Annotated in this window: 26 protein-coding genes; 6 read left to right on the top strand and 20 right to left on the bottom strand. The window is 67.6% G+C overall.

Features of this window, described 5'->3' with window-relative positions; genetic code table 11:
- Window position 1: 1 nt before the first annotated feature.
- From fliM to fliF, 8 genes are all read right to left on the bottom strand, one after another.
- Window positions 2-1000, bottom strand: coding sequence for a flagellar motor switch protein FliM (fliM, locus tag NX774_RS05575; RefSeq protein WP_258821159.1), 999 nt, complete (start codon window positions 998-1000; stop codon window positions 2-4).
- Window positions 1001-1010: 10 nt separating this feature from the next.
- Complete coding sequence (fliL, locus tag NX774_RS05570) at window positions 1011-1508, bottom strand: flagellar basal body-associated protein FliL (RefSeq protein WP_258821158.1); 498 nt, start codon at window positions 1506-1508, stop codon at window positions 1011-1013.
- Window positions 1509-1728: 220 nt separating this feature from the next.
- A complete protein-coding gene (locus NX774_RS05565; RefSeq protein WP_258821157.1) occupies window positions 1729-3099 on the bottom strand; it encodes a flagellar hook-length control protein FliK in 1371 nt (456 codons plus the stop codon).
- A gap of 13 nt (window positions 3100-3112) precedes the next feature.
- Window positions 3113-3553, bottom strand: a complete 441-nt coding sequence (fliJ, locus tag NX774_RS05560) for a flagellar export protein FliJ (protein WP_258821156.1) — start codon at window positions 3551-3553, stop codon at window positions 3113-3115.
- A 37-nt stretch (window positions 3554-3590) separates the two neighbouring features.
- On the bottom strand, window positions 3591-5009 hold the full coding sequence (fliI, locus tag NX774_RS05555; RefSeq protein ID WP_370660405.1) for a flagellar protein export ATPase FliI: 1419 nt from the start codon (window positions 5007-5009) through the stop codon (window positions 3591-3593).
- Window positions 4994-5653 carry a flagellar assembly protein FliH gene (locus NX774_RS05550; RefSeq protein WP_258821155.1) on the bottom strand — a complete coding sequence of 220 codons (660 nt, stop codon included), beginning with the start codon at window positions 5651-5653 and terminating at the stop codon, window positions 4994-4996. The genes fliI and NX774_RS05550 overlap by 16 nt, the downstream gene beginning before the upstream one ends.
- Window positions 5654-5664: 11 nt before the next feature.
- On the bottom strand, window positions 5665-6660 hold the full coding sequence (gene fliG, locus NX774_RS05545; RefSeq protein WP_258821154.1) for a flagellar motor switch protein FliG: 996 nt from the start codon (window positions 6658-6660) through the stop codon (window positions 5665-5667).
- A complete protein-coding gene (fliF, locus tag NX774_RS05540) occupies window positions 6653-8329 on the bottom strand; it encodes a flagellar basal-body MS-ring/collar protein FliF (RefSeq protein ID WP_258821153.1) in 1677 nt (558 codons plus the stop codon). Before fliF ends, fliG begins: the two co-directional genes overlap by 8 nt.
- Window positions 8330-8515: 186 nt before the next feature.
- On the opposite strand from fliF, the gene fliE reads away from it, so the two are divergent.
- Entirely contained in the window at window positions 8516-8857 is a 342-nt protein-coding gene (gene fliE / locus NX774_RS05535) for a flagellar hook-basal body complex protein FliE (protein ID WP_258821152.1), read from the top strand.
- 27 nt (window positions 8858-8884) lie between these two features.
- Here the strand turns inward: fliE and NX774_RS05530 are convergent, their stop codons facing one another.
- From NX774_RS05530 to NX774_RS05470, 12 genes are all read right to left on the bottom strand, one after another.
- Window positions 8885-9634: a flagellar brake protein gene (locus NX774_RS05530; protein WP_258821151.1), complete on the bottom strand. Its 750-nt coding sequence runs from the start codon at window positions 9632-9634 to the stop codon at window positions 8885-8887.
- 22 nt (window positions 9635-9656) lie between these two features.
- Window positions 9657-9977 (bottom strand): EscU/YscU/HrcU family type III secretion system export apparatus switch protein, encoded by a 321-nt coding sequence (locus NX774_RS05525; protein WP_258821150.1) that lies wholly within the window; start codon window positions 9975-9977, stop codon window positions 9657-9659.
- Window positions 9970-11169, bottom strand: coding sequence for a flagellar hook-length control protein FliK (gene fliK, locus NX774_RS23365; protein ID WP_307731103.1), 1200 nt, complete (start codon window positions 11167-11169; stop codon window positions 9970-9972). The genes NX774_RS05525 and fliK overlap by 8 nt, the downstream gene beginning before the upstream one ends.
- Window positions 11170-11216: 47 nt before the next feature.
- Window positions 11217-11555 (bottom strand): flagellar protein FliT, encoded by a 339-nt coding sequence (locus NX774_RS05510; RefSeq protein WP_258821149.1) that lies wholly within the window; start codon window positions 11553-11555, stop codon window positions 11217-11219.
- Window positions 11555-12031, bottom strand: coding sequence for a flagellar export chaperone FliS (gene fliS, locus NX774_RS05505; protein ID WP_258821148.1), 477 nt, complete (start codon window positions 12029-12031; stop codon window positions 11555-11557). Before fliS ends, NX774_RS05510 begins: the two co-directional genes overlap by 1 nt.
- Window positions 12032-12057: 26 nt before the next feature.
- Complete coding sequence (gene fliD, locus NX774_RS05500) at window positions 12058-14103, bottom strand: flagellar filament capping protein FliD (RefSeq protein WP_258821147.1); 2046 nt, start codon at window positions 14101-14103, stop codon at window positions 12058-12060.
- A gap of 99 nt (window positions 14104-14202) precedes the next feature.
- Entirely contained in the window at window positions 14203-14583 is a 381-nt protein-coding gene (locus tag NX774_RS05495; RefSeq protein WP_258821146.1) for a flagellar protein FlaG, read from the bottom strand.
- 76 nt (window positions 14584-14659) lie between these two features.
- Window positions 14660-16501 carry a flagellin N-terminal helical domain-containing protein gene (locus NX774_RS05490; RefSeq protein ID WP_258821145.1) on the bottom strand — a complete coding sequence of 614 codons (1842 nt, stop codon included), beginning with the start codon at window positions 16499-16501 and terminating at the stop codon, window positions 14660-14662.
- Window positions 16502-16815: 314 nt separating this feature from the next.
- Window positions 16816-18387, bottom strand: a complete 1572-nt coding sequence (locus NX774_RS05485) for a GGDEF domain-containing protein (RefSeq protein ID WP_258821144.1) — start codon at window positions 18385-18387, stop codon at window positions 16816-16818.
- A 182-nt stretch (window positions 18388-18569) separates the two neighbouring features.
- On the bottom strand, window positions 18570-19217 hold the full coding sequence (locus tag NX774_RS05480; RefSeq protein WP_258821143.1) for a response regulator: 648 nt from the start codon (window positions 19215-19217) through the stop codon (window positions 18570-18572).
- Window positions 19210-20691, bottom strand: coding sequence for a PAS domain-containing sensor histidine kinase (locus tag NX774_RS05475; protein WP_258821142.1), 1482 nt, complete (start codon window positions 20689-20691; stop codon window positions 19210-19212). Before NX774_RS05475 ends, NX774_RS05480 begins: the two co-directional genes overlap by 8 nt.
- The gene (locus NX774_RS05470) at window positions 20688-21308 is read right to left on the bottom strand and encodes a hypothetical protein (protein WP_258821141.1); all 621 of its coding nucleotides are present in this window, start codon (window positions 21306-21308) and stop codon (window positions 20688-20690) included. Before NX774_RS05470 ends, NX774_RS05475 begins: the two co-directional genes overlap by 4 nt.
- A gap of 59 nt (window positions 21309-21367) precedes the next feature.
- Between NX774_RS05470 and greB the strand changes: the two genes are divergently transcribed.
- The 5 genes from greB (at window position 21368) to NX774_RS05445 (ending at window position 24085) form a co-directional block, all read left to right on the top strand.
- Window positions 21368-21937 carry a transcription elongation factor GreB gene (gene greB, locus NX774_RS05465; RefSeq protein WP_258821140.1) on the top strand — a complete coding sequence of 190 codons (570 nt, stop codon included), beginning with the start codon at window positions 21368-21370 and terminating at the stop codon, window positions 21935-21937.
- A 50-nt stretch (window positions 21938-21987) separates the two neighbouring features.
- Window positions 21988-22590: a biliverdin-producing heme oxygenase gene (locus tag NX774_RS05460; protein WP_258821139.1), complete on the top strand. Its 603-nt coding sequence runs from the start codon at window positions 21988-21990 to the stop codon at window positions 22588-22590.
- Window positions 22591-22674: 84 nt separating this feature from the next.
- On the top strand, window positions 22675-23133 hold the full coding sequence (locus NX774_RS05455; RefSeq protein ID WP_258821138.1) for an Xre family toxin-antitoxin system antitoxin: 459 nt from the start codon (window positions 22675-22677) through the stop codon (window positions 23131-23133).
- Complete coding sequence (locus tag NX774_RS05450; protein WP_258821137.1) at window positions 23130-23615, top strand: RES family NAD+ phosphorylase; 486 nt, start codon at window positions 23130-23132, stop codon at window positions 23613-23615. The genes NX774_RS05455 and NX774_RS05450 overlap by 4 nt, the downstream gene beginning before the upstream one ends.
- A 179-nt stretch (window positions 23616-23794) precedes the next feature.
- Window positions 23795-24085, top strand: coding sequence for a GIY-YIG nuclease family protein (locus tag NX774_RS05445; protein ID WP_258821136.1), 291 nt, complete (start codon window positions 23795-23797; stop codon window positions 24083-24085).
- Window positions 24086-24144: the final 59 nt, after the last annotated feature.

The following is a 24144-nucleotide window of genomic DNA, read 5'->3' as shown; positions in this document are numbered from 1 at the left end:
CTTATTCTCCTGTGTTGCCACCTTGTTGGTGCTCGGCGGTCGAGAGCAGCTTCTCCACCTTGAGCGCGTACTGGCCGTTGAACACGCCGTACGAACATTCCATCACCGGCACGCCGTCCACCGTGGCCTGGATCGTCTCGGGCACGGTGATCGGCACGACGTCGCCGATCTTCATGTTGAGCAGCTCGTCGAACGTGGTGCGGCCGTGGCCCAGCGTGGCCACCAGCTCGACCTCGGCGACCTGGATCTGCTGCGTCATCAGCCGGATCCAGCGCTTGTCCACCTCGAGCGCCTCGCCCTGCAGGCTGGAGGTGAGCGCGTCGCGGATCGGCTCGATCATCGAGTACGGCATGCAGAAGTGGATCTGGCCGGACACCGAGCCCAGTTCGACCGTGAAGGTCGAGGACACCACCACCTCGTTGGGGGTGGCGATGTTGGCGAACTGGGTGTTCATCTCGGAGCGGATGTATTCGAACTGCACCGGGTACACCGGCTCCCACGACTTGCCGTACGACTCGAACACGATGTCGAGGATGCGCAGGATGATGCGCTGCTCGGTTTGGGTAAAGTCGCGTCCTTCGACGCGGGTGTGGAAGCGCCCGTCGCCGCCGAACAGGTTATCGACCAGCAGGAACACCAGGCCCGGGTCGAACACCATCAGCGCGGTGCCGCGCAGCGGCTTCATGTGGATCAGGTTCAGGTTGGTGGGCACCACCAGGTTGCGAATGAATTCGCTGTACTTGGCGACCCGCACCGAGCCGACCGAGACCTCGGCGCTCCTGCGCAAAAAGTTGAACAGGCCGACCCGCAGGTACCTGGCGAAGCGCTCGTTGATGATCTCGAGCGTCGGCATGCGGCCGCGGACGATCCGCTCCTGCGTTGCCAGGTTGTAGGTGCGAACTCCCGAAGTGTCTTCGACCGCGACGACATCGTCCTGGTCGCCGTTGACGCCCTTGAGAAGGGCATCGACTTCTTCCTGGGAGAGGAAATTATCGGCCATGGTACTGCTGCTACTGGATGATGAAGGAGGTGAACAGCACGTCGTTCACGGGCTGCTGCGGACCCTTGGCGGCGAACGGCTGCTTGACCGAGGCGACGATTTCGCTGGCCAGCTGGCGTTTGCCCTCTACGGTGTTGATCTCGGACGCGTGCTTGCCCGACAGGAGCAGCAGCACGCGGTTGCGCACGATCGGCATGTTGGCCTTGATCTGCTCCGCCGCTTCGGCATTGGCCACCTGCAGGGTGAACTGCAGTTGCAGGTACTGGTCGCCGTTCTCCGGCTGCAGGTTGACGGTGAACGGGTCGAGCTGGATGTACTCGGGCGGTTCGGCCTTGGCGGCCGCGTGTTCCTTCGGCTGGCTGGCCGACTGCACCCAGTACCAGCCCGCGCCGCCACCGAGCGCGAGCACCAGCACGGCGCCGGCGATGATGCCGATCAGCTTCTTCTTGACGTTCGGGGACCCTGCATCGTCTTTCGGGTCAGCCTTGGTTTTGGAATTCGCTTTCAAGATACCTCTGGGCTTTCAAGTGGATCGTGCCGACATTATGTCATTATCGGGAGTAACTGAGCAGCGAAAAGCCCCGAAAAGAGGGGCGAAGGGCGATCAGATCGCCGTTTTTGCGCTCTTCGTTGCCAGTCCGCTCATGCTGGTTCCACCGTGGCGCGAGCTTGGTTTGGGCGCTTGGCGTTTGGTAGGGTGGGCAGGTTCTCCTGCCCACGCGTCCAACTCACGCAAACGTATCGACCATGCCGCGCTCGCCCAGGACCGTCGTGCGCGTCGCCGTGCGCGGGGCAGCCACGTCGGAGGCCGGCGCGCTGCCGCCATCGGCCATGCGCGCGCCCGATCCGCCCTGGCCGCTCCACTCGCCCTGCGCCTGGCGCCCATCCGGCATGCCGGTGCTGACGGTTGCGCTGCCCAGCGAAATACCGCTCTCGCCCATCATCTCGCGCAGGCGCGGCAGCGCGTTTTCCAGGGCGTGCCGCACTTCCTGCTGGTTGGACGAGAAGGCGACGCTGGCCTGGTCGCCGGTCACCGACAGGACCACCTGCATCGGTCCCAGGTCGGGCGGGTTGAGGGTGAGCGAGGCGCTCTGTTCGCCGCCGGCCACCATCCATACGATCTTCTGGCCGACCTGGTTGTCCCAGGCCGGGGTGCCCACGCGCGCGCCCAGGTGTTCGCTGGCCGCGACGGCCTGCGCCACCACGGGCGCGGCCGCCGGCGCCTGGGTGGCGGCAAGCAGCTGGGCGCTTGCCTGTGCCTGTGCGTTGTCGCGGCGCTCGGCGGCGGCGGCCAGCTGCTCCAGGCGCATCTGTTCCGGTGCGGCCGCCGCGGCGTTGGCCGCCGCCGCATCCGGCGCCATGCCGGGGGCGGCGCTGGGGGCGTGCGACGGCGCCTGTCCCGCCTGCGCCGCCAGGTCCTGGCCGCTGGCGCTGGCGTTGGTGGCCTTCGCCTTGCCGGTTTCGTCGGCTGCGGCGCGGGCGGCCGCCGCCGTCGCGGTGGTGCTTGCCGATTCGGTGGCGGGGCGCTGCGCGCCGCGCATCAGGGCGGCGAAGCGGGCCGCCGCGTCGGGCGTGGCGCCTGGCTGGGCCGGCGCGGTTTCCCCCTGCGCCGCAGTGGCCAGTGCGGCAAGCTGCGGCAGCGCCTTGTCGGTCGCCGTTGCGGTGGCCTTGGCGTGTGCCGCCGGCGCAGCGCCAGGCGCGGCGGCGCCTTGTTTGAGCAACTGGTTGAAGTTGGCGACCATGGCCAGCATGTCGGCCATCGGCACCGCGCCGCTGGCGTCGGCCGCGGCGGCGCTGTCCTGGGCGGCTTCGTCCGCGCCGTCCTTGGTGCTGGCCTCGGCCGTGCCCTGGGGCTTGCTGTCGGCGTCGGCCGGCGCCGCCTGCTGTGGCTTGGCCGGCTGTGGCGGCTGGGCCGCGGCCGGCTTGTCGGCCTGGCTGGCGTGCGGCTGCTGGGAGGCCGCCTGGCTGCGTCCGCCCATCTCGCGCGACAGGGCGGCGCTGAACTGGCCATCGCCGTTGCCGGCGTCGGCGCTGGCGCGCTGCGGCGCGCCGTTGACGTTCGCGCCAGGGTTCAGGTTCAGTAATGGGTTGGTCTGCATGTCGAATCCGCCGTCAACGTTTGTAGTACACCGTGCGCGCCGCGTGGTCGTCCATCAGCTTCTGGTCGCGCTTGTTCTCCACCCTGAGCGCCTCGCGCGCCGCCCGCTCGCTCAAGGTGCGGTAGGACAGCCGCTTGCGCTCGCACTGCTGCCATGCCTTCTGCTCCAGCGCGATACGCGCCTCGGCGTGCCGCAGCACTTCCTGCTGGCCGGCGATGGCGTGGTCCAGCTTGCCCACGAAGGCCACGAAGTTGTGGTACGCGTGCGGCGTGATGCCCGCCATCTGGGCCGCGTCCAGGCGCTGCGCATATTCGTCGCGGTAGCCGAGCAGCATCTGCAGCTTTTGCTGTGCTTCTTCCACCGCGCGCCGCGCCGCGCCGACCCGCTTGGCCGCTTCGTCGGACTCGCGCTGGGCCAGTTCAGTCAGGGTATCGAGGGCTGAAGGGTTGGCCATGATGGGTCAAAGTATAGGACCCGGCCGCGCGCTTCGATCAGTGGAATAGAGAGGTAAGTTGCCCCAAGCTCTCGGGCATGGCCGAGCGCTCGTGGATTTCCTGGCACAGGAAAGCCTCGATCTTGTCGTGCAGCGCGATGGCCTGGTCGAGCACCGGATCGCTGCCGGCAGCGTAGGCGCCCACCGAGATCAGGTCGCGCGAGCGCTGGAACCGTGAGTACAGCTGTTTCAGGCGCCGCGCCGCCTGCTGGTGCTCGGTCGAGGTGATCGAGTGCATGGCGCGGCTGATCGACTGCTCGATGTCGATGGCAGGGTAGTGGCCGGCCTCGGCCAGGTGCCGGTCGAGCACGATGTGGCCGTCCAGGATACCGCGCGCGGCGTCGGCGATCGGGTCCTGCTGGTCGTCGCCCTCCGAGAGCACGGTGTAGAACGCGGTGATCGAGCCGCCGCCTTCCACGCCGTTGCCGGCGCGTTCGACCAGCACCGGCAGCTTGGCGAACACCGACGGCGGGTAGCCCTTGGTCGCGGGCGGCTCGCCGATCGCCAGCGCAATCTCGCGCTGGGCCATCGCGTAGCGGGTCAGCGAATCCATGATGAGCAACACGTTCTTGCCCTGGTCGCGGAAGTGTTCGGCGATCGCGGTGGCGTAGGCCGCGCCCTGCAGGCGCATCAGCGGCGGGCTGTCGGCCGGGGCGGCCACCACGGCCGAGCGGGCCAGCCCCTCGGGCCCGAGGATCTGTTCGATGAATTCCTTGACCTCGCGGCCGCGTTCGCCGATCAGGCCGACCACGATCACGTCGGCGCTGGTGTAGCGCGCGATCATCCCCAACAGCACCGATTTGCCCACGCCGGTGCCGGCGAACAGGCCCAGGCGCTGGCCGCGGCCCACGGTCAGCATCGAATTAATGGCGCGCACCCCGACGTCCAGGGTGGTGCTGATCGGCGCGCGGTCGAGCGGGTTGATCGGGCGCGCGTTGATGGGCGCCACTTCGTCGGTGCCAAGCGGGCCGCGGCCGTCGAGCGGGCGGCCGGCGCCGTCCACCACCCGGCCCAGCAGCTTGCTGCCCACCGGCAGGTGGCGCGCGCGGTCGCTCGGCCGGCGGCGCGGGTGCGGCACGCTGCCGGGGCGCGGCACGGCCGCCTCCACCGGGAACACGCGCGCGCCGGGCAGCACGCCTTCGACATCGCTTTGCGGCATGAGGAACAGGCGCTCGCCCTCGAAGCCGACCACCTCGGCCTCGATGCGCGCGCCGCTGGCCACGGGAATGGTGCAGGCGCTGCCCACGGCAAGGCGCAGGCCCACGCACTCCATCACCAGGCCGGCCACGCGGGTGACGCGCCCCGAGACCTGCATCGGCTCGACGAAATCGAGCACGGCCCCGCAGTCGCGCAGGAAGCTCTTCCAGCGCGCGGTGTGGACGTCAGGGGCGGCGGTTTCGCTCACGGCTCGAGCCAGTCCACGTTCTTGCCCAGCGCGTGCGACAGGCGCTGCCAGCGGGTGGCGGCCTGGGCGTCGATCTGGTTGCTGGCGGTGTCGATCTTGCAGCCGCCGCGCCCGACCTGCGCGTCCTCGACCACGCGCCAGCCGCCCTTTTCAAGCTCTTCGCCGATCCCGGCGCGCACCACCGGCGCGTCCAGCGGGTTGAGCATCAACAGGGCAGGCTGCTGCAGCACCGGCAGGTATTCGATCGCCTCGCGCACCACCGGGATGATCAGGTCGGGCCGCACTTCGAACGCGGTTTTCACCATCCCGCGCGCCAGGTGCAGCGCCAGGTCGAGCACGTCGCTGGCGATGGTCTCGTCGGCGCGCGCCACGGCCTGGCCGAAGGTGTCGGCGATGGTGCGCAGGCGCTGCAGTTCGGCGGTGGCTTCGGCGCGGCCCTGGGCCAGCCCTTCGGCGTGGCCGGCGGCGCGGCCCAGCGCCAGGCCCTCGGCGCGCGCGTTTTCCAGGATCGCGGCGATTTCCGCTTCGGTCGGCAGCTTGGGCGCGGCGACCACGGCTTCCTGCTCGGCGGCGCGGCGCGCCACGGCGGCCGGGCGTTCGTCGCCGAACGAGGCCAGTTCCCAGCGCTGGTAGGCGGTTTGGAGTTCTTTTTGCATGTGCTTTCAGCTCAGACGAACGAGTCCTCGCCCTTGCCGCCCAGGACGATCTGGCCTTCGTCGGCGAGGCGCCGCACGATCTGCAGGATCTGCTTTTGCTGCGACTCGACCTCGGACAGGCGCACCGGCCCTTTCGATTCGAGGTCCTCGCGCATCATCTCGGCGGCGCGCTGGCTCATGTTCTTGAAGATCTTGTCGCGCAGGTCCTGGCTGGCGCCCTTGAGCGCGATGATCAGCATCTCGGACTGCACCTCGCGCAGCAGCAGCTGGATGCCGCGGTCGTCGATGTCGATGATGTTATCGAACACGAACATCTCGTCCATGATCTTCTGCGCCATGTCGTTGTCGTAGTTCTTGATGTTGTCCATCACCGACGATTCCTGCTCGCCGCTCATGAAGTTGAGGATCTCGGCGGCCGCACGGATGCCGCCCAGCGAGGACTTCTTGATGTTCTCGTTGCCCGACAAGAGCTTGGTCAGCACGTCGTTCAGCTCGCGCAGCGCGGCCGGCTGCACGCCGTCCAGGGTGGCGATGCGCAGCACCACGTCGTTGCGCAGGCGGTCGGAAAAGTGGCCCAGGATCTCGCAAGCCTGGTCGCGCTCCAGGTGCACCAGGATGGTGGCGATGATCTGCGGGTGCTCGTTGCGGATCAGCTCCGCCACCGACGAGGCGTCCATCCACTTCAGGCTCTCGATGCCGGAGGCGTCCTTGCCGCCCAGGATGCGCGACAGCAGCACGGAGGCCTTGTCGTCGCCCAGCGCGCGCGTGAGCACCTGGCGGATGTACTCGTCCGAATCCAGGCCCACGGTCGAATTCAGGTCGGTCTGCTCGCGGAACGACTCGAGCACCTTGACCACCTGTTCGTGCTGCACCTGGCGCATGGTTGCCATCGCGGCGCCCAGCTTGAGCACTTCCTTCGGGCCGAGGAACTTCATCACCTCGGCCGCCTCGGCCTCGCCCAGCGCGAGCATCAGGATCGCTGCCTTCTGGATCCCTTCGTCATTCATTTGCACCCACCCATGTCTTCACTACGTTGGCCACCACGCGCGGATCGTCGCGCGCCAGGTCCTTTGCCATCTGCAGGTTGGAGCGGTAGCCCTTGGCCTGCTGGTGCGCCTCCGCCTCTTCCATCTCGGCTTCAAGCAGGGCGCGCTGCTCTTGCGCGGCCAGGTTCGGGTCCGGCTCGGGCGGCGGCTCCGCGATTTCGTCGTAGCGGCGCAGCAGCGGCCGCCCGAAGCGCATGTACAGGAAGCCGACGATGATGATCGACATCAGGTACTTGCCGACCGTGGACGCCAGCGACACCGTCTCCGGATCGCGGTACCAGGCCAGCGCCGGCGGCACCTCGGGCAGCTTGTCCACGCCTTCGAACGGCGCGTTGGTCACGTTCAGGGTGTCGCCGCGCGCGGCGTTGTAGCCCATCGCCTGCTTGACCAGTTCATTGATCTGCGCCACCACCGCCGGCGGCAGCGGCGTGGCCGATACCTTGCCGGTCTTCGGATCGATCACGCGCCGGTAGTTGACCACCACGCCCACGGTCAGGCGCTTGATGCCGCCCATCGGCTTTTGCTCGTAGCGCACGGTCTTGTCCACCTCGAAGTTGGTGGTGGCTTCGCGGTGCGTGTTGTTGGCCGGCTGCGGGTTGGCCGGCGCTTGCTGGCCGGCGGCGGTGGTGCTGCCGTTCTGCTGCGGGTTGTTGGGCTGGTTGTTCGGGTTGTTCGGCGGGTTGTTCGACAGCGCGCCCGGCACGCCCGACGCCGGCGCCGGGGCGGGCGAGGTCTCGCCGGTCTGCTGGCTGCGGATCGCCTGCGGTTCCGGCGGCGAGTTCGGCTTGTACATCTCGGCCGCGGTATCGACCTGCGCGAAGTCCACTTCCGCGGTCGCCTCGGCGCGCACGTTGCCCTGGCCGACCAGCGGCGTGATGATCGACTCGACCTGCTTGGCGATGTTGGCCTGCAGCTGCTCGACATACTTGAGCTGGTTGGGGTCGAGCTGGTGCGCGCCCGCGCCGTTGTTCGGGTCGGACAGCAGGTTGCCGTTCTGGTCCACCACGGTCACGTTCCCGGTGGTCAGCTCGGGCACGCTGGAGGCGACCAGGTGCACGATGGCCGAGACCTGGCCGCGGTCGAGCGCGCGCCCGGGCTGCAGGGTCAGCAGCACCGAGGCGGTCGGCTTTTGCTGTTCGCGCACGAACACCGACGGCTTGGGCATGGCCAGGTGCACGCGCGCGCTGGCCACCGCGCCCAGCGACTGGATCGAGCGCGCCAGCTCGCCTTCGAGCGAGCGCTGGTAGTTGACCTGTTCGAGGAACTGGGACACGCCCAGCTTCTGGTTTTCCATCAGCTCGAAGCCGACGTTGCCGCCCTTGGGCAGGCCCTGGGCGGCCAGCTTCAGGCGCACGTCGTGCACCTGGTCGGCGGTCACCAGGATCGCCGAGCCGCCCTCGGAGAACTTGTACTTGACCCCCATCTGGTCGAGCGAGGCCGTGATGGCGCCGCCGTCGCGGTCGCTGTAGTTCGAGAACAACACCCGGTATTCCGGCTGCTGGCTCCACATCCACAGCGCCACTGCCACCGCCAGCGCGACGGCCGCCACCACGCCCAGCACGATATTGCGGCCAAAGGCGGTCTGGAGAAAGGGTTGCGGCTGGTTGTCGGCGTCTTCCGCTGCTGCCATGGTGGTCTCGGGATAGGGGGATTTAAGCCGGCATTATCAGGCCGGCGGCGTGGGTTCAAAGGCCGAAAAAGAGGCGCATTTACGCCCCTGCTCGGGACTGTGGCTTGCCATCATGCTGCTATTCTGACAGCCTGAGTTCGCTTGTCCGCCGCGCGGGCAAGGCGTGCCACGACACAGGAGGATCAGATGAACATGGGTGGAATCGACAGCAGCCGGATCGAGGCGATGATGGCGCAGCTCAAGGCTGCCGCCACCCGTCCGGCCGCGTCCCCGGTGGCCGCGCCGGGCCCGGCCGCCGCGCCCAAGGCCGACTTCGCGCAGGCGCTCAAGACGTCGCTGCAGCAGGTCAGCGCGGCCCAGGAGGGCGCCGACCAGATGGGCCAGCGGGTGGCGATGGGCGACGATACGGTGAGCTTGCCGGAGATGATGATTGCGATGCAAAAGGCCAACATCAGCTTCCAGACCACGGTGCAGGTGCGTAACCGGCTCGTTTCGGCTTACCATGAAATCATGAACATGCAGGTCTGACCGGCGCTCCGGCGCCGCGGCGCCGGCTCAGCCGAGGCCGGCCAGGCGCGCGTTGCGTTCGCGCTCCAGCCGGGTGATGTAGCGCTGGACGTTGGAGAGGTTGCCGCGCGAGATGTTGACAAACATGCAGCCGAAACGGCGGCTGGTCTTGTTGTTCAGCAGCGTCACGTCGAACATGTTGCGGATCTCCAGGCCGGTGACCACCGGGCCGATGTCGGGCAGGTCGATGCGGCAGCCCTCGAAGGTGCGGCCCATGGCTTCGCCCAGCTGGTGCTTGCTGTCGAGGAAGGCGATGCCGCCGCAGCTGATGTCCGACAGCGGGAACGAGGCGGTGCCGCCGCCGAGCTCCTCGGGCAGGGGAATGATCGCGCGCACCGGGTTGGTCACCGGCGTTGCCATGCGATAGAACTCGCGCCGCTGCAGGCGCACCATGGTTTCCGGAATGTCCGCTTCGAGCGCGTTGCTGCCCTCGTATTCGGTCTCGCGCACGTTCTCGAGCTTGAACATGATGCGGATCTTGTCCAGGCTGGTCTCGCACGAGACCTTGCCGGCGGACAGGATGCGGCGGTTCTGGTCGCGGTCGATCGAGCGGTCCAGCACCAGCGTGTCGTTGTCCGGATCAACTTCCAGGATCGAGGTGACGCACACGTCGGCCTCGCCGTGCACCAGCATGCGCACGAGCTGGTTCTTCTCTGCGATCTGGCGCAGCAGGGCCACGATTTCCCTGCGCGACACCACACGGTAGTCGTGCCAGTTGTCCAGTTCCGAATTAGCCATTTGCTTCGGTCCGCCTTGTCTCTCAGTCCTGCGTTGTTATATTCGCGCCCGGCGGAAGCGCGAGCTGTTGATGATGCTGGTTGGACTCAATATGATAAAGCCACGCCAGCAGTTCCGCAATTGCTCGATAGAGCGACGGCGGAATCTCCCGGTCCAGGTCAACTTCCATCAACAGGCCCACCAGTTCGCGCGACTGGTGGACGAACACGCCGGCTTCGCGCGCGCGTTCGATGATCTGCTCGGCGACCAGGCCCTGGCCCTTGGCCACCACTTTCGGGGCGCCGTCACCGTCGTAGGCCAGCGCCACCGCATTCGGGCGCGGCCCCTTGTGCTCCTCATTCATGGCCGGCCTCGCGCGGGATCACCGCGAAGGCGGCGAGCGCAATGCCGCTCGCTTCCAGCGCGTCGGACAGCGCGCGGGCCTGGGCGCGCAGCACGCCGGCCACCTGTTCCTGCTCCGGCTCCACGCGCACGGCCACCTGGCCGGCGGCCAGCACCAGCGTCGCCTGCAGCTCGCCCAGGCCCGGGAAGGACAGGCGCAGGCGGCTTTTCCAGACCGGCGCGTCGGCCGCTTCACTTCCTGCCTCGCGCCCCGGCTCGCGCTGCGGCGCGTCGCGCCGGATCTCCCATTGCATCGGCTGGCCGGGCCAGAGCTGTCCTTGCCACGCAAGCTGGCCGGTTTCGTGGGCCGCCAGCTGCAGGTTGATCAGTTCGGCCGCCTGCGGCTCGGTCGGCGCGCCCGGGCGGCTGGCCATCTGCGGCTCGGCGGCCAGGTCCGCGATGTCGCGCTGGCCGCGCGCCCACTCGGCCACGTGCGATTCGTAGAACAGGCCGCTTTTGCCCAGCGCCTGCCTGAGCGCCGGGGCGATCGCGGCCGCGTCCGGCGTGGGGGCGGCCAGTGCCGGCGTGCTGGCGGTCACTGCCGCCGCCGGATGCTCGAGCCGCATCACCGCCGCCATCACCTCGCCGATCACCTTGCCGGCCGGGCTCAGGGTGGTGGACGGGTCGCCGGGCTGGGCCGGGTGCTGGAGTTCGGCCCCGCGCGCCGCTGCTGCCGCCTGGCTGGCGGCGGCGGCGCCGGCGGCGCTTGCCGGCGCCTTGCCGTCCGGGCGGTACAGCAGGGGGCCGGTTTCGCCGTGCGGGATGAAGGTCGCAGCCCCTTCCGCGTCCGGCTGGGCGGGCGCGGCGGCAGGCGCCTGGCCGGCGGGCGGGGCGGGCGTGGCCTCGATCAGGGCGGCGGTGCCGCCGCTGCTGTATTCAAAGGTGGGGCGCGGGTTGATGGCAACCAGCTTGAGCGGAATGTCGGAGCCGACCTGGGCCCCGGCGGGCAGCATCATGCGCGCCTGGGTGTCGGCCACCCGCACCACCGCGCTGCCGTCGGCAAGGCGGGCCAGCACGTGTGCCTGCATCGGCTTGCCGAGCTGGCCGGCGAGGGCGCGCTGGAACGCCTGCTGGCGCGGGTCGCCGAGCGCCTCGGCGGCGGTGGCCGGCCCCGGGCGGAGCACCGGTGAGATGGCGGGATCGCGGGGCAGCATGGGCGACTCCAGCGGCGCTCGGCGTTACCGGCGCCGTGCGCGGACGTTCAGAGGCCGTTTCCGGCGCCGTAGGCGGCGGCCAGCTTGCGTTCGTTGCCGGTGCTCGACAGCATGCGCGACAGCTCGGTCATCCACGGCGAGGCGAGGTCGCGGATCGCGCGGTCGTTGGCCATGATCTCATGGATGATCCTGACCTTGCGCTCGCGCGAGGCGCCGCTCAGTGGCGCCAGCACTTCGCCGGCGCGCAGCGCCTGCACCTGGTCGGCACAGCGCGATTCCAGCTCCACCATGTGGTCCCAGTCGCCGACCTTGGCGCAGGCCAGCATCTGGCCGGTCAGCTCCGACAGACCCTGGTACATCGAGATCACTTCTTCTCCGTTCATCATCACGCGCTCACAAACGAGGTGTTGCGCGGTGCGAGCGCATCGTTGCCGGGGGCGGCGGCGCTGGCCACGGCCGGTTCGTTGGCCGCGACCGGGGCGATCGCTTTCCAGGCATCGTGCAGTTCGCCCAACAGGCGCAGCACTTCGGTGATGCGTTCCGGGTCGTTGTGCAGGTTGGCCTGCAGCAGGCGCTCGATCATGTAGGCGTACAGCGCGTCCAGGTTGGCCGCGATCTCGCCGCCGGCATTCTTGTCCAGGCTGGCGCGCAGGCCGTTCTGGATGATGTCGATGCCTTTCGAGATCGCGCGTCCCTTGCCCGGCACGTCGCCGGCCTGCATCAGCTGCACGGCCATGCGCAGCGTGGTCTGCGCGCCTTCGAACAGCATCACGATCAGCTTGTGCGGGCTGGCCGACATCACGCCAGTTTCGATGCCCACGCTTGCATAGGCGCTGGCGCCTTTTTTCATTGAACCGAACATAAATATTCCTCTTGATGTCGAGCTGCTTAAGAAGACTTGGACAGATTCGAGATCTGCGTAAGTTGTTGCGTCAGGTAGGTCTGGGTCTGGCCCATGCTCGCCAGCGCCTGGTCGAGCGCGTTGTACTGGGCGCGCAGCCGCTTTTCGGTCATGGTCAGGCGGTCCTGCAGCGCGGCCTGCTGCTTGTCCAGCAGCTTGATCGATACGTTGATGCCGTCGGTCTGCGACTTGAGCATGCCCTTGGTGCCGACGTAGTTGTCGACCATGGCGCCGATCTGCTGGGCGAAGCCCTGGGTGAAGGTGACGCTGCCGCGGTTGCCGGTGGTGCCGCCCTTGATCGTGATCTTCATGCCGGCCGCGGTGCTACCGGCGGCGCCGCTGAGCACCTGGCCGGAGCCGGTGGCGTCGACACCGTCGATCGTGCCCTTCACGTCCTGGCCGTCGGTGGCGCTCGGGGTGGCGCCAAAGATGTTGGGGGCGCCGCTGCCGCCGATGGCGACCTTGGAGGCCGAACCGTAGCGGTCCGACTGCACGGTCAAGGTGCCGTCGGCCGCTGCCGACACGCTCACCGACACGCCTTGCGACGCGAAGTCCTTGCTGCTGTTGATCGCCGCCTGCAGCGCGGTGCCGAACGCGGCGCTGGAGGCGTAAGTCTTGGCGGCCACCTTGATGGTCGAGCTGACGCCATCGATCGAGACCGCGAATTCATCATTGCTGCCGGCGATGATCTGCAGGCTGGAGGGCGCGCCCGCGCCGACCAGCTTGCCTTGGGTGGCCAGCTGGCTGATGTAGAGCGAGCGGGTGCCCGGCTTGGTCGCGCTGCTCGACTCGGTGAACTCGACCAGGCTGTCGCTGGCCGTGCCGACCGACGAGAACAGGCCGGCGATGTCGTCGAAGTTGTTGGCGATCGCCTTGTTCAGCTTGCTGTCATCGACCGCCAGCGTACCGTCCTTCTGGAACGTGATGCCCAGCTGGGTGAGGTTGGTCAGGTTGCCGCCGGTGAGGCTGTCCGACAACATGCCGCGCAGCTGGCTCTCGATCGCGCGCACCGCCGGATCGCCCAGCAGCAGGCCGGCCTGCTTGGTGTCGGCGTTGTACGACGAGACGCTCTTGATCGTCTTGTTCAGGTCGTTGAAGGACTTGATGAAGCCGTTGACGGCGGCCTTCACTGAATCGGTGTCGCGTGCGACCGACAGCGTGCTGCTGCCGATCTTGCGGACGTCCAGCGTGACGCCCTGGATCGCGTCGTCCACCGTGGTCTTGGCGCTGCTCACGGCAATGCCGTTGACGGACAGCTTGGTGTCGGCCGCCGCGGCGGTCTGGGTCATGTTCTGGGTGCCGGTCGGATCATAGGCGAGCAGCCCGGCGATGGCAGCGTCGGGCGCGCCGTTGTCGCCGGCCACGCTGATCCGCATGCTCGAGGCCGCACCCGAGTCGTTCGAGGTGAGCACCAGGTGGTAAGGATTGGCACTGCCGTCCGAGACGATGGTCGCGGTGACCCCCAGCCCGGCCTTGTTGATGGCGTCGCGGATGCCTTGCAGGCTGTTGTTGCTGCTGTCGATGACGAGCGTGCCGGCCGCCTTCTTGTCGTTCACGGTGAAGGTCGGGTCCGGCGGGGTGGCGGTAGCGTCCTGGACATAGCGGCCGTCCGCCAGCTTGCCGCCGGTGATGGTGCCGAAATCGAAGGTCAGGATGGTCTTGGTGCCGGCGCCGACCGGCGCGTTCATGGTCAGCTGCCCGGCGCTGGTGATGGTCTGCGCCTTGGCCAGTTGGGTGACGTTGACGTCGTAGTTGCCGGCCACGGCCTTGGTGGTGGCGGTGCCGGTGAAGATGGTCGCGTCGCCCGAGCTGGCGGTCACGCCGCGGAAGCGCTCGGGGTCGCTGAGCGACTTGAGCGTGCCCTGGAACGAGGTGAGCGCGCCGCTGACGGAGTTGAACGCCGCGATCTTCGCCTGGTACCCCGCTTCCTTCTGCGCCAGCGCGGTCAGCGGCCGCGACTCGACCGCCATCAACTGGCTGACGATGCTGTTTACGTCTAGACCGGACGAACCGACACCGGATGTAGTGGCCACAATGCCTCCTGGCGGAAAAACTTAACTATATCCAGTTATCGGCAGCTCCCAAGCGGACTTGAGAGGGCAGTTTCCGTCGTTATTTGTCGTTTGCGCTACTTACGCTTCTTGCCGGATCAGCAAGCCCTGCAGGCGGTCGAGCGCCTTGGCGATCTCCAGGGTTTCCGCCGACGGCATCTGGCGGATCACTTCCTTGGTGCGCTGGTCGACCACCTTGACGACGGTGCGGTCGGTGTCCGGATCGATCGAGAACTCGATCTCCTGAGACAGCGCCTGCATGGATTTGTTGATGCTCTTGAGCGCCTCGTCCAGCTTGGCCTGGGGCGGTGCGGCGTCCGGCTGCTGGACGGCCTGGGCGGTGCTGGTGGCGGCGGGGGCGAGTTCGGCGCTGGCGGCCGGTTGCGCAGCCGCAGCGGGAAGCGGCTTGTCGGCCATGCGGTTAATGGTGGACAGGGTCGGACCGTTGGTACGCAGTTCCATGTCAGTCTCCTTACGAAAAAACCCCGGCGGGCGAAACGCCTGCCGGGGATCACGTCAAAGCACTGCTTGTCGGGGATTAGCCGCGCAGCAGGCTCAGGACGCCGTTGGGCAGCGAGTTCGCTTGCGCCAGCATCGCGGTACCGGCTTGCTGCAGGATCTGGCCGCGGGTCAGGTTGGCCGTTTCTGCTGCAAAGTCGGTGTCCTGGATACGGCTGCGTGCAGAGGAGATGTTCTCCGACGAGGTCTGCAGGTTGCTGATCGTCGAGGAGAAGCGGTTCTGCACTGCACCCAGGTTAGCGCGCATCGAGTTCACCTGGCTCAGGGCGCCGTCGACCAGGGCGATCGCCTTGTTGGCGCCGTCCAGGGTCGAGATATCGACCGTCGACATGGTGCTCAGGGTAGCCGAGCCGTTCGACAGGCCTGCGTCCGTGGCGCTCTGGACCGTGAAGCCGGTGCCCGAGCTCAGGGTCAGGGTGCCGCGGGTGGTTACGCCGCTGCCGTCGGCCGCGTCGGTGCCGGTGGCGCTGTTGGTGAACGAGGTCACGCCGGTAGCCGATGTGAACGAGGTAGCAGCCTGGGTACCGAACTTGTCGTCGGTGAAGGTCAGGCTGGTGCCCGAACCGCTGACCACCACGCTGGTGTTGCCCGCAGCGTACTGCGCCTGCACGGCAGCTTTCAGCGCGTCGCCGGCTGCGGCAGCGGTACCGCCGGTAGCGGCGCCGATGTCGACCTTGACGTTGCCCGAGGTCACCGAACCGCCGGTGAGGGCGAATTCATAGGTCTGGCCGCCCACGGTCACCTTGTCGCCGACTGCCAGGCCGGTACCGGAACCGGTCGCGCCGGCAGCCAGGGTCAGCACGTCGGTGCGGTGGCCGCTGGCGTTGGCGCCGGCCGACACGTCCAGGCCGATGGCGTTCTGGATCTTGTTGGCGGTCGCTGCGGTGCCGTCGCCGGTTTTCAGGTCGATGTTGCGGCCGTCTGCGGCGGTCAGGGTCAGCTGGCCGGTGGACAGGTCAGCCTTGGCGGTAACGCCGGTCAGCGAGGTCTGGGCGTTGATCGCGGTTTCCGCGTTCTTGCCTTGGGTCACAACGCTGGTGCTCGAGGCGATTGCACCGATCTTCACGCCGTTGATCACCAGGTCGCCCGATGCCAGGCCCGAACGGGCAACCAGCGCGCCGCCGGCGACCGAGTTGGTGGCGGTGGCGCTCACGCCGGTCTCGGACGACTTGGCGTTGATGGCGGCGGCTTTCGCTGCAGCCGAGTCGGCCGTGACCAGGTTGTTGCCGGTTGCGCCGGTTTGCACCGACACACCGATCTTGACCGCGTTGGCGCTGCCGCTGGAGGTGATGCTGAAGCTGTTGCCGTCGAACGCGCTGGACGACACGGCGGTACCAGTCTGCTGGTAAGCGCCGATCAGGTTGGTCGAGGCGCCGGCGACGCTGACGCTGATGGTCTGGTTGGCGTTGGCGCCGACCTGGAACTGCGAGTTCTGGAACGAGCCGTCCAGCAGGTTGATGCCGTTGAACTGGGTGGTGCCGGCGACGCGGCCGATTTCAGACAGCGCCGATTGGACTTCCGCGTTCAGCGAGGAACGGTCCGAAGCCGAGTTGGTCGAGTTGGCCGACTGCAGGGCCAGGGTGCGGATGCGCTGCAGGCTGTCGCCGATCGAAGACAAGGCGCCTTCGGCCGTTTGTGCCAGCGAAATGCCGTCGTTGGCGTTGCGGCCGGCCTGGTTCAGGCCGTTGATCTGGCTGGTCATGCGGTCAGCAATGGCCATGCCTGCTGCATCGTCTTTTGCGCTGTTGATGCGAAGGCCCGAGGACAGGCGCTGCAGCGAGGTGTTCAGCGACGACTGCGAAGTGGTCAGGTTACGCTGTGCATTCAACGACGCGATGTTGGTATTAATGACGGATGCCATGGTGTTTGTTCTCCAAACTTATTTCGGGGCGGGCGGCGTGCCCTGTTCACTTTGGTCTGCCACGCTGTTCCGTGACAATCAGACCGCTGCTGAGGTGGGTAACGTGCTTGCACCGGAAAACTTGAGTGGAAAAAATTTGCGGCTTCCCCCTCAAGTCCCGGGGATCGCGGCGTGTAATCGGCGGGTTTTGGGGAATCTTTAGGGCAAAAAAAATTTTATTTTTTTGCCGTTAAGGCCCGGCTGGCGGGGGAGATTTTTGATTAAATTGCAACAAGGCGCGTAGGGTGGGCTCGAGAGCCCACCGTACGGGCAAGCTAGCTTGCCACCACCACCCGGTTCTTGCCGGTGTGCTTGGCCTCATACATGGCCTTGTCGGCGCGCGCCATCAGGGCGGCCTGGTCCTCGTCTGGTTTCAGGATCGCCACGCCGGCCGAAAAGGTGATCAGGAGCTTGTCGTGCTCGTGCAGGAAGAAATGTGCGGTCAGCGCGCGCTGCACCCGGACCATGGTCTGGGCGGCCGCCTCCAGCGTGGTGTCCGGCATCAGGATCACGAATTCCTCGCCGCCGAAGCGGGCCACGGTGTCCACCGAGCGCAATGTCTCCTTGACCACGCGCACCAGGTGGCGCAGCGCGCCGTCGCCGGCGGCGTGGCCGTAGGTGTCGTTGAGCTTCTTGAAGTTGTCCAGGTCCAGGAGGGCCACGCACAGCGGCGTGTGGCGGCGCTCGGCGCGGGCGCGCTCGCGCTCGAACGCCTCGTCCAGCCCGCGGCGGTTCAGGCTGCCGGTCAGGTGGTCTTCGTGGACCCGTTCGCTCATCTGCTGCAGCTCGGTTTCCAGCGTGCGGATGCGCTGCTCCGCTTCCTGCACCTCGCTCTGCGCGGCCAGCATGTGCTGCTGGGAGACGAGCGCTTCGGCCTCGACCTTCTGCGCCGCGCGCACCACTTCGCCCAGCACGTCGTTCAGCTCGGCGATGTTGCCGGCCTGGCTGATGCGCTCGGCAAAGCCGCTCATCGTGGCCTGGAAGTCGCCGGTGCTGGCCGCCACCGACCCGAGCCGGTCGACGAAGGTCATCATCATGTTGCGCACGGTGAGCTTGACCTCGGCCAGGCTGTGCTTGAGCTTGCCCTGGCGGTAGATCACGTCCTTCAGGCTGCGGGTGGCATCGTCCAGCGCGCGGTGGTTGATCGGGCCGGCGATCAGTTCCTGCACCACGGCGATCTGGCCGCGCATCCAGTTGTCGTGGTCGAGCAGCTCGGCCACGTTGTCCAGCAGCAGGCGGAACAGGCGCAGCAGCAGCTCCTGCTGTTCGCCCATGTCGCCGCTGTACAGCTCGATCTGGTAGCACAGCTGCTTCAGGCGCGGCCCCAGCGCCTGCAGGGCGCTCTCGGTCACTGCGCCGCGCACCGCTTCGCCCAGCGACTCGGCCTCGGCGGTCAGCTCCGGCACCGCCGCCAGCAGGCCGGGCAGGGCAAAGCCCAGCGTGCGGCTGAGCATATCGCGCAGCAGGCGCGCTTCCGGCGCCTCGGTGCCGATCCGGTCGAGCGCGCCACCCTTGCGCAGATGGGTTTCCATCACACGCAGCAGCACCTTGGTGGCGGCGTCCCAGTCGCGCTCCTTGACCGCGCGGCGCAGCAGCACGCCGCTTTCGGACAGCTCGCCCGGCATGTCGGCCAGCCGCACCGCGAGCCCGGACAGCACCTGCACCGCGCCGGCGTCCGATGGCGGCGGCATGATGCCGGCGACCTCGTTGTACACGTCGCGGTAGGCATCCGGCGTGGGCGCGACCCGGCGCGAGGCCAGGCGGCGAAACGCTTCGCGTGCGATGTCGGCCGGATTGGCCGGCGCGGTTGGCGGGGTGGTGGGGAGGTTGGGCGGTAGCTTGTGCATCGAGGGCCAAACGTGGCGTTAACTGCTCGTTGCCGCAATGATATCACTGGTAGTTGCACCTAACCAATGAACCCGAGCAATAAATGCGGACGGGGTCGTAGGGTGGGCACTTGTGCCCACGCGTTTTCACGCGGCGCGTATCACCGCGTGGGCACGAGTGCCCACCCTACCAAGGCGCGAGGCTATTCGATCAGGTGGTTGCGGATCGCGTAGTGGGTCAGTTCGGCGCTGTTCTTGAGCTTCATCTTCACCAGCAGGCGCGCGCGGTATTCGCTCACGGTCTTGACCGACAGCGAGAGCTCGCGTGCGATGTCGCTGACCGTTTTGCCGGACGCGATCATGATCAGGGTCTGGTATTCGCGGTCGGACAGGCTGTCGTGCATCGGCGCCTCGTGGTCGGCGCCGACCTGCGCGGCCAGGGTCTGGGCCAGCGCGGCGCTGACGTATTTCTGGCCGGCGGCGACCTGGCGGATCGCCACCACCAGCTCGCGCGGCGCGCTCTGCTTGGTCAGGTAGCCGGCCGCGCCGGCTTTCAGCGAGCGGATCGCGTACTGGTCCTCGCGGTGCATCGAGAGCATCAGCACGGCCAGTTCGGGCTTGTCCTTCTTGACCTGCTTGAGCACCTCGATGCCGTTCCGGTCGGGCATGGAGATATCGAGCAGCATCACATGGCAGCGCGAGCGTGGGTACAGGCGGATCGCGTCGACCCCGTTTTCGGCTTCGCCCGCAACGACGATGTCGCGCTGCTCGGCGAGGATTTGTTTCAGACCTTCGCGGACGATCGCGTGGTCATCGGCGATAAAGACACGTATTGTTGCTTTGTCACTCATTATGGCGTGCGTCGGTTCTGCTGGCCAGGCGCGGCGGGATTGGCGCGACCAGCCTGATCTTTATTGCCACCATCGTGCCACCTCCGGGCGCTCCCGACAAGGCCAATGTGCCGCCGAGGGCATGCGCACGCTCGCTCATGCTGCGCAAACCGAACGATTGCGGCTTGAGCCGGTCGGCCGGGGCGATGCCGCGGCCGTTGTCGCGGATCGTCAGCAGCAGGTGGCGCCGCTCGCGGCGCAGGGTCACCGTCACCCGGGTGGCGCCGGCGTGCTTGGCGATGTTGGTGAGCGCTTCCTGGAAGATGCGAAACAGGGCGCTGGCGTGGTCGGGGTCGAGCGCGATGTCCTTGTTGGGCGAGCGGAACACGCAGGCGATGCCGGCCTGCTTTTCGAATTCGCGCGCCTGCCATTCGAGCGCGGCGACGATCCCCAGGTCCAGGGTCGGCGGGCGCAGGTCGAGCGCGATGCGGTGCACGGCGTCGATGGTGCGGTCCACCAGGCCGTCGAGGTAGGCGGCCTTGTCGGCCAGGGCGGCATCGGATGGCAGGCGCGCGGCCAGCATCGCCAGCGCCATCTTGATCGCCGTAAGGTTGCCGCCCAGGTCGTCGTGGATCTCGCGCGCGATGCGGGTGCGCTCCTGCTCCTTGGCCTGTTCGAGGTGCGCGGTCAGCTCGGCCAGGCGCGCGCGCGAGGCCATCAGCTCGGCGTGCTCGTTCTTGCTGTCCGTGATGTTGGTCATGATGCCGTCCCACTGCACCGCGCCGTCCGGCAGCAGCTGCGGCGTGGCGCGCAGGTTGATCCACTTGACGTCATGCCAGGCGTCGATCCAGATGCGGCCCTCCCAGTTCCAGTTGGCCAGGCTGGCCTTTGATTCCTGCATCGATTCGAGGTAGCCCTTGCGGTCCTCGGGCAGCACCAGGTCGAGGAACAGGCCGGGTTCGGCCTGCAGGCGCATGGCCGGCAGCCCGAGCAGCGCGGCGCTGGCCTCGGACAGGTAGGGAAAGCCGATCGCGCCGTCGGCGTGCAGCACGAACTGGTACACCAGGCCCGGCGTGTGGCTGACCACCGCGTTGTAGCGCGCCTGGTACTGTTCCAGGGCGGCGGCGGCGGCGTGCTCGAGCGACAGGTCGTCGCCGATCCCCAGCAGCAGCGAGCGGCCGTCGCGCACGATGCGCAGGAAGCACAGCTTGACCGGATACGAACTGCCGTCGGCACGCCGGTGGCGGGTGCGCAGCGCGACCTGGGCCCCGACCTCGTCGCCGAGCGAGGCGAGCAGCCGTTCGAGGTCCGCGCGCGCAAGGCCGGGCGCCAGGTCGAGCGGCGTCATGGCCGCCAGCTGGTCCTGGTCGTACTGGAGGTTGTGGCGCGCGGCCTGGTTGGCGTCAACCAGGTGGAGCGTGTCGGCATCGATCAGGTAGATCTCGGACGTGGCGGCCTGCATGCTGGCGGCGAGGGTGGGCGACGGGGGACTCATGGCTGTTCTGATTCGGTGGATTTGCGGCGGCGCGCGCGCCACTGGGCGATGAAGCGGCGCAGGAAGCGCGCGGTGCTGCGGCGCTGGCCCGGGCCGAACGGATGGCGGCGGTGCAGGCGCTTGCGCACGCGACGCAGCAGGCGCCGGAGGGCCTGCGCCAGGCGGCGCGCGCGGCGCCAGGTGTCGCTGGCGCGCAGGAAGGCGATCGAGCGGTCCTTGAGCCGGACGAACCAGGCATGGCAGCGTGCGAACCAGGCCAGCGCCAGCAGCGAGGGCAGGGTCAGCACGTACAGCCGGGCGACCACGGCGGCGCCGCCCAGCTTGGCCACGACCAGGGCCAGGATGCCGGAAGCCGGGTGGCCGCGCGCGATCGCGACCAGCGCCAGCACCTTGACCGGGAACAGCAGCAGCCCCGGCAGCACGAAGGCGACCAGCGCCACGTAGGGCGGCAGCCGGCGCACGCGCTCCTCCAGCGCGCGCAGCGGCGGCCAGGCGCCGATCGCGGCGGCGATGCGCGCGCCAAAGTCCCAGCACCACTCTTCGAACAGCAGCAACAGCGCCACCAGGTAGACCAGGGGCGCGAGCAGCCGGGAGCGGGTTGGGATGCTTCGTGTCATGACGGCATGATACGGCAAACATGGCGCGCTCCGGCCGGTGTGCCGCTACAATAAGGATTATGAATAAGGCATTTGTAAAAGAGTCCGACGCGGACGATGACGACGCCGAGGGCGCGGCGCTGGCCGCGGCCATTCCCGCAGGCGCCAAGAACTACATCACCCCGGCCGGCTACAAGGCGATCAAGGACGAGCTGCTGCACCTGATCGACGTCGAGCGGCCCGAGGTGGTCAAGGTCGTGCACTGGGCGGCCTCCAATGGCGACCGCTCGGAAAACGGCGACTACATCTACGGCAAGCGGCGCCTGCGCGAGATCGACCGCCGCATCCGCTTCCTCACCAAGCGCATGGATTCGGCGTTCGTGGTCGATCCGTCGGTCCACCACGGCAACGACCAGGTCTTCTTCGGCGCCACCGTCACCTACCTCAACAAGGCGGGGGAAGAGCACACGGTGACCATCGTCGGCGTGGACGAGCTCGACCCGCTCAAGGGCAAGATCAGCTGGGTCTCGCCGGTGGCGCGGGCCCTGACCAAGGCGCGCGAGGGCGACCTGATCACCCTGCACACGCCGCTGGGCGTGGACGAGCTGGAGATCCTCAGCGTCGAGTATCCCGAGCCGCAAGATCGTTAAATTTGCAAACTAGCTGGTAAAATGGCGGTTTCGCCCCCCACCAGCACACCATGAATTCCACCAATCGCGGCGCGGGCGACGCCGACGTGCTTGCCGCGCTGCGGCAGGCCACGGCCAGCCGCCACGCGGCGCTCGACGCGGGCCTGCCGCTGTCGGCCGAAGCGGCAAGCCTGGCCGACTATGTGTCCCACCTGATTCTCTTGCGCGACTGGCTGGCGCCCTTGCAGGCCTGGCTGGCCGGGGGCGATGCCGGCTTGCCCGGCGCCGACCGGCTGGCGCTGATCGCGGCCGACTTGTCCCATCCGAGCCTGCATGGGCTGGTGCCGCCGGGCGCGCAGCCGGGCGGGCGGCAGTGGCCGGCGCTCGCCAGCGCGGCCTACCGCTGGGGCGTGTGCTATGTGATCGAAGGCTCGCAGCTTGGCGGAACGGTGCTGTACCAGCGCCTGCGCGAACGATTGGCGCCGCACCCGCTCAGCTACCTGCGTGGCGCGCCCGAGGGGCCGGGGCCGCGCTGGCGCGCATTTCTGCAAGCGCTGCGCGAGAACGTGCGCAGCGGGGCCGAGATTGGGGAGGCTTGTGCCGGGGCCTGTGATGCGTTTGATGCGATGCTTGCACTCGCCTTTGCTGAGGCCAGCGCTGATTCCGTAGTTTGATGCTTTTCAACGCCTGCGAAAGCGTGCGCAGGGCCCGGACGTCTATAATCATACGGCGAGACGGCTAAAATTGGATGGCACATCATGGTGTTCAAGTCAGCAACGAAGCACGACGTCGCGAGCCGGGCGAGTGCAGGAGTGGCAAGCCAGGGGCCGGTGGCGTTTGCCGGTGACACGGGCGACATGATCCGGCAAATGCGGGCGGGCACGCCTGCCCGCGCTATCCCCGCCGTCGCGGCCAACCTTGGCGTCAGCCAGGAACGCTTGTTCGAATTGCTCCGCTTGCCCAAAAGTACGGTGAAGGGGCGCATCAGCAAGAACGAGCTGCTGTCCGCAACCGAGCAAGACCGTGTCTACCGCGCAGAACGCGTGCTGAACCGAGCTATTTCGGTACTGGAAGACGCCGCCGCCGCGCGCACGTGGCTGAACCGCGAAAATCGCGCGCTGGGCGGTGAAGTGCCGCTGGCGATGCTCGATACCGAAGTTGGCTACGAACTTGTGCTCGACACGCTAGGAAGAATCGAATTCGGGGTAATTTCGTGACGCCTGAAGGCGACCGGACCATCTGGCGGTTTGCAAAGCACACGGAGCAGTACCCCGCAACCGACCTGACCGGTGGGGGAGCGCGCCTGACGGGCGGACGCTGGAATGCGAAGGGCAAGGCCGTCGTTTACGCATCGACGTCCATCGCCCTGTCCACGCTGGAGACGCTCGCCCATCTCGGCGACAACATCGCCCTTCGAAACGCTTTCCTGGTGCGGGTCACGGTTCCTGCTGTGGTGTGGTCGGGCCGCGAGATCGTGCAGGCACACCAGCTCGATCCGACTTGGCTGGCTGAACCGCCGGGGTCCACCAGCATTCGCTTGGGGAACGAATGGCTGGCCAGCGCTCGCTCGGCCTTGCTGCTGCTCCCTTCGGTGATCGTTCCAGAAGAGTTCAATGTCCTGGTCAATCCGGCCCACCCCGAGGCCGTCCTGCTCTCGGCTGAGGTATCGCGCCAGTTCCTCTACGACCCGCGGCTGTGAGCCGGGTTGGCACGCTCACTCGCGGTTTTGGCGCGCCTATTTCCGGATTGATCGAGCAGTACCGCAGACCTCAAAACCGTCGTCCCCGCGCAGGCGGGGACCCATGCTGCGTTACCGAAGGCGCGGACGGTTGAGCCTCATCATCCGCGACCTGCTCCCAAACCCTAACGATACGCCACATGGGCCAGCCATCGTTCGTGTACATGCTCGCCAGCGGTCGTTACGGGACGCTGTATATCGGCGTCACGTCCGACCTCATTCGCCGCGTGTGGGAACATCGCGAAGAGTTCGCCGATGGGTTCACCAAAACATATGGAGTCAAACAGCTCGTCTGGTACGAGGTCCATACCGATATTGTCGAAGCAATCCGCCGCGAAAAGCAGATCAAGCATTGGAATCGCGAGTGGAAGCTCAGGCTGGTGCACGCACTTAATCCGCAGTGGAGGGATCTTTACTTTGATTTGATATGAACGCGCGCAACAAGTGTGCTGGCGGTCTATGGGTCCCCGCCTGCGCGGGGACGACGTGC

Origin of the sequence: Massilia agilis (assembly GCF_024756255.1) — a bacterium.
Lineage (GTDB): Bacteria > Pseudomonadota > Gammaproteobacteria > Burkholderiales > Burkholderiaceae_D > Telluria > Telluria agilis.
This window is presented reverse-complemented; position numbering and strand designations above follow the sequence as displayed.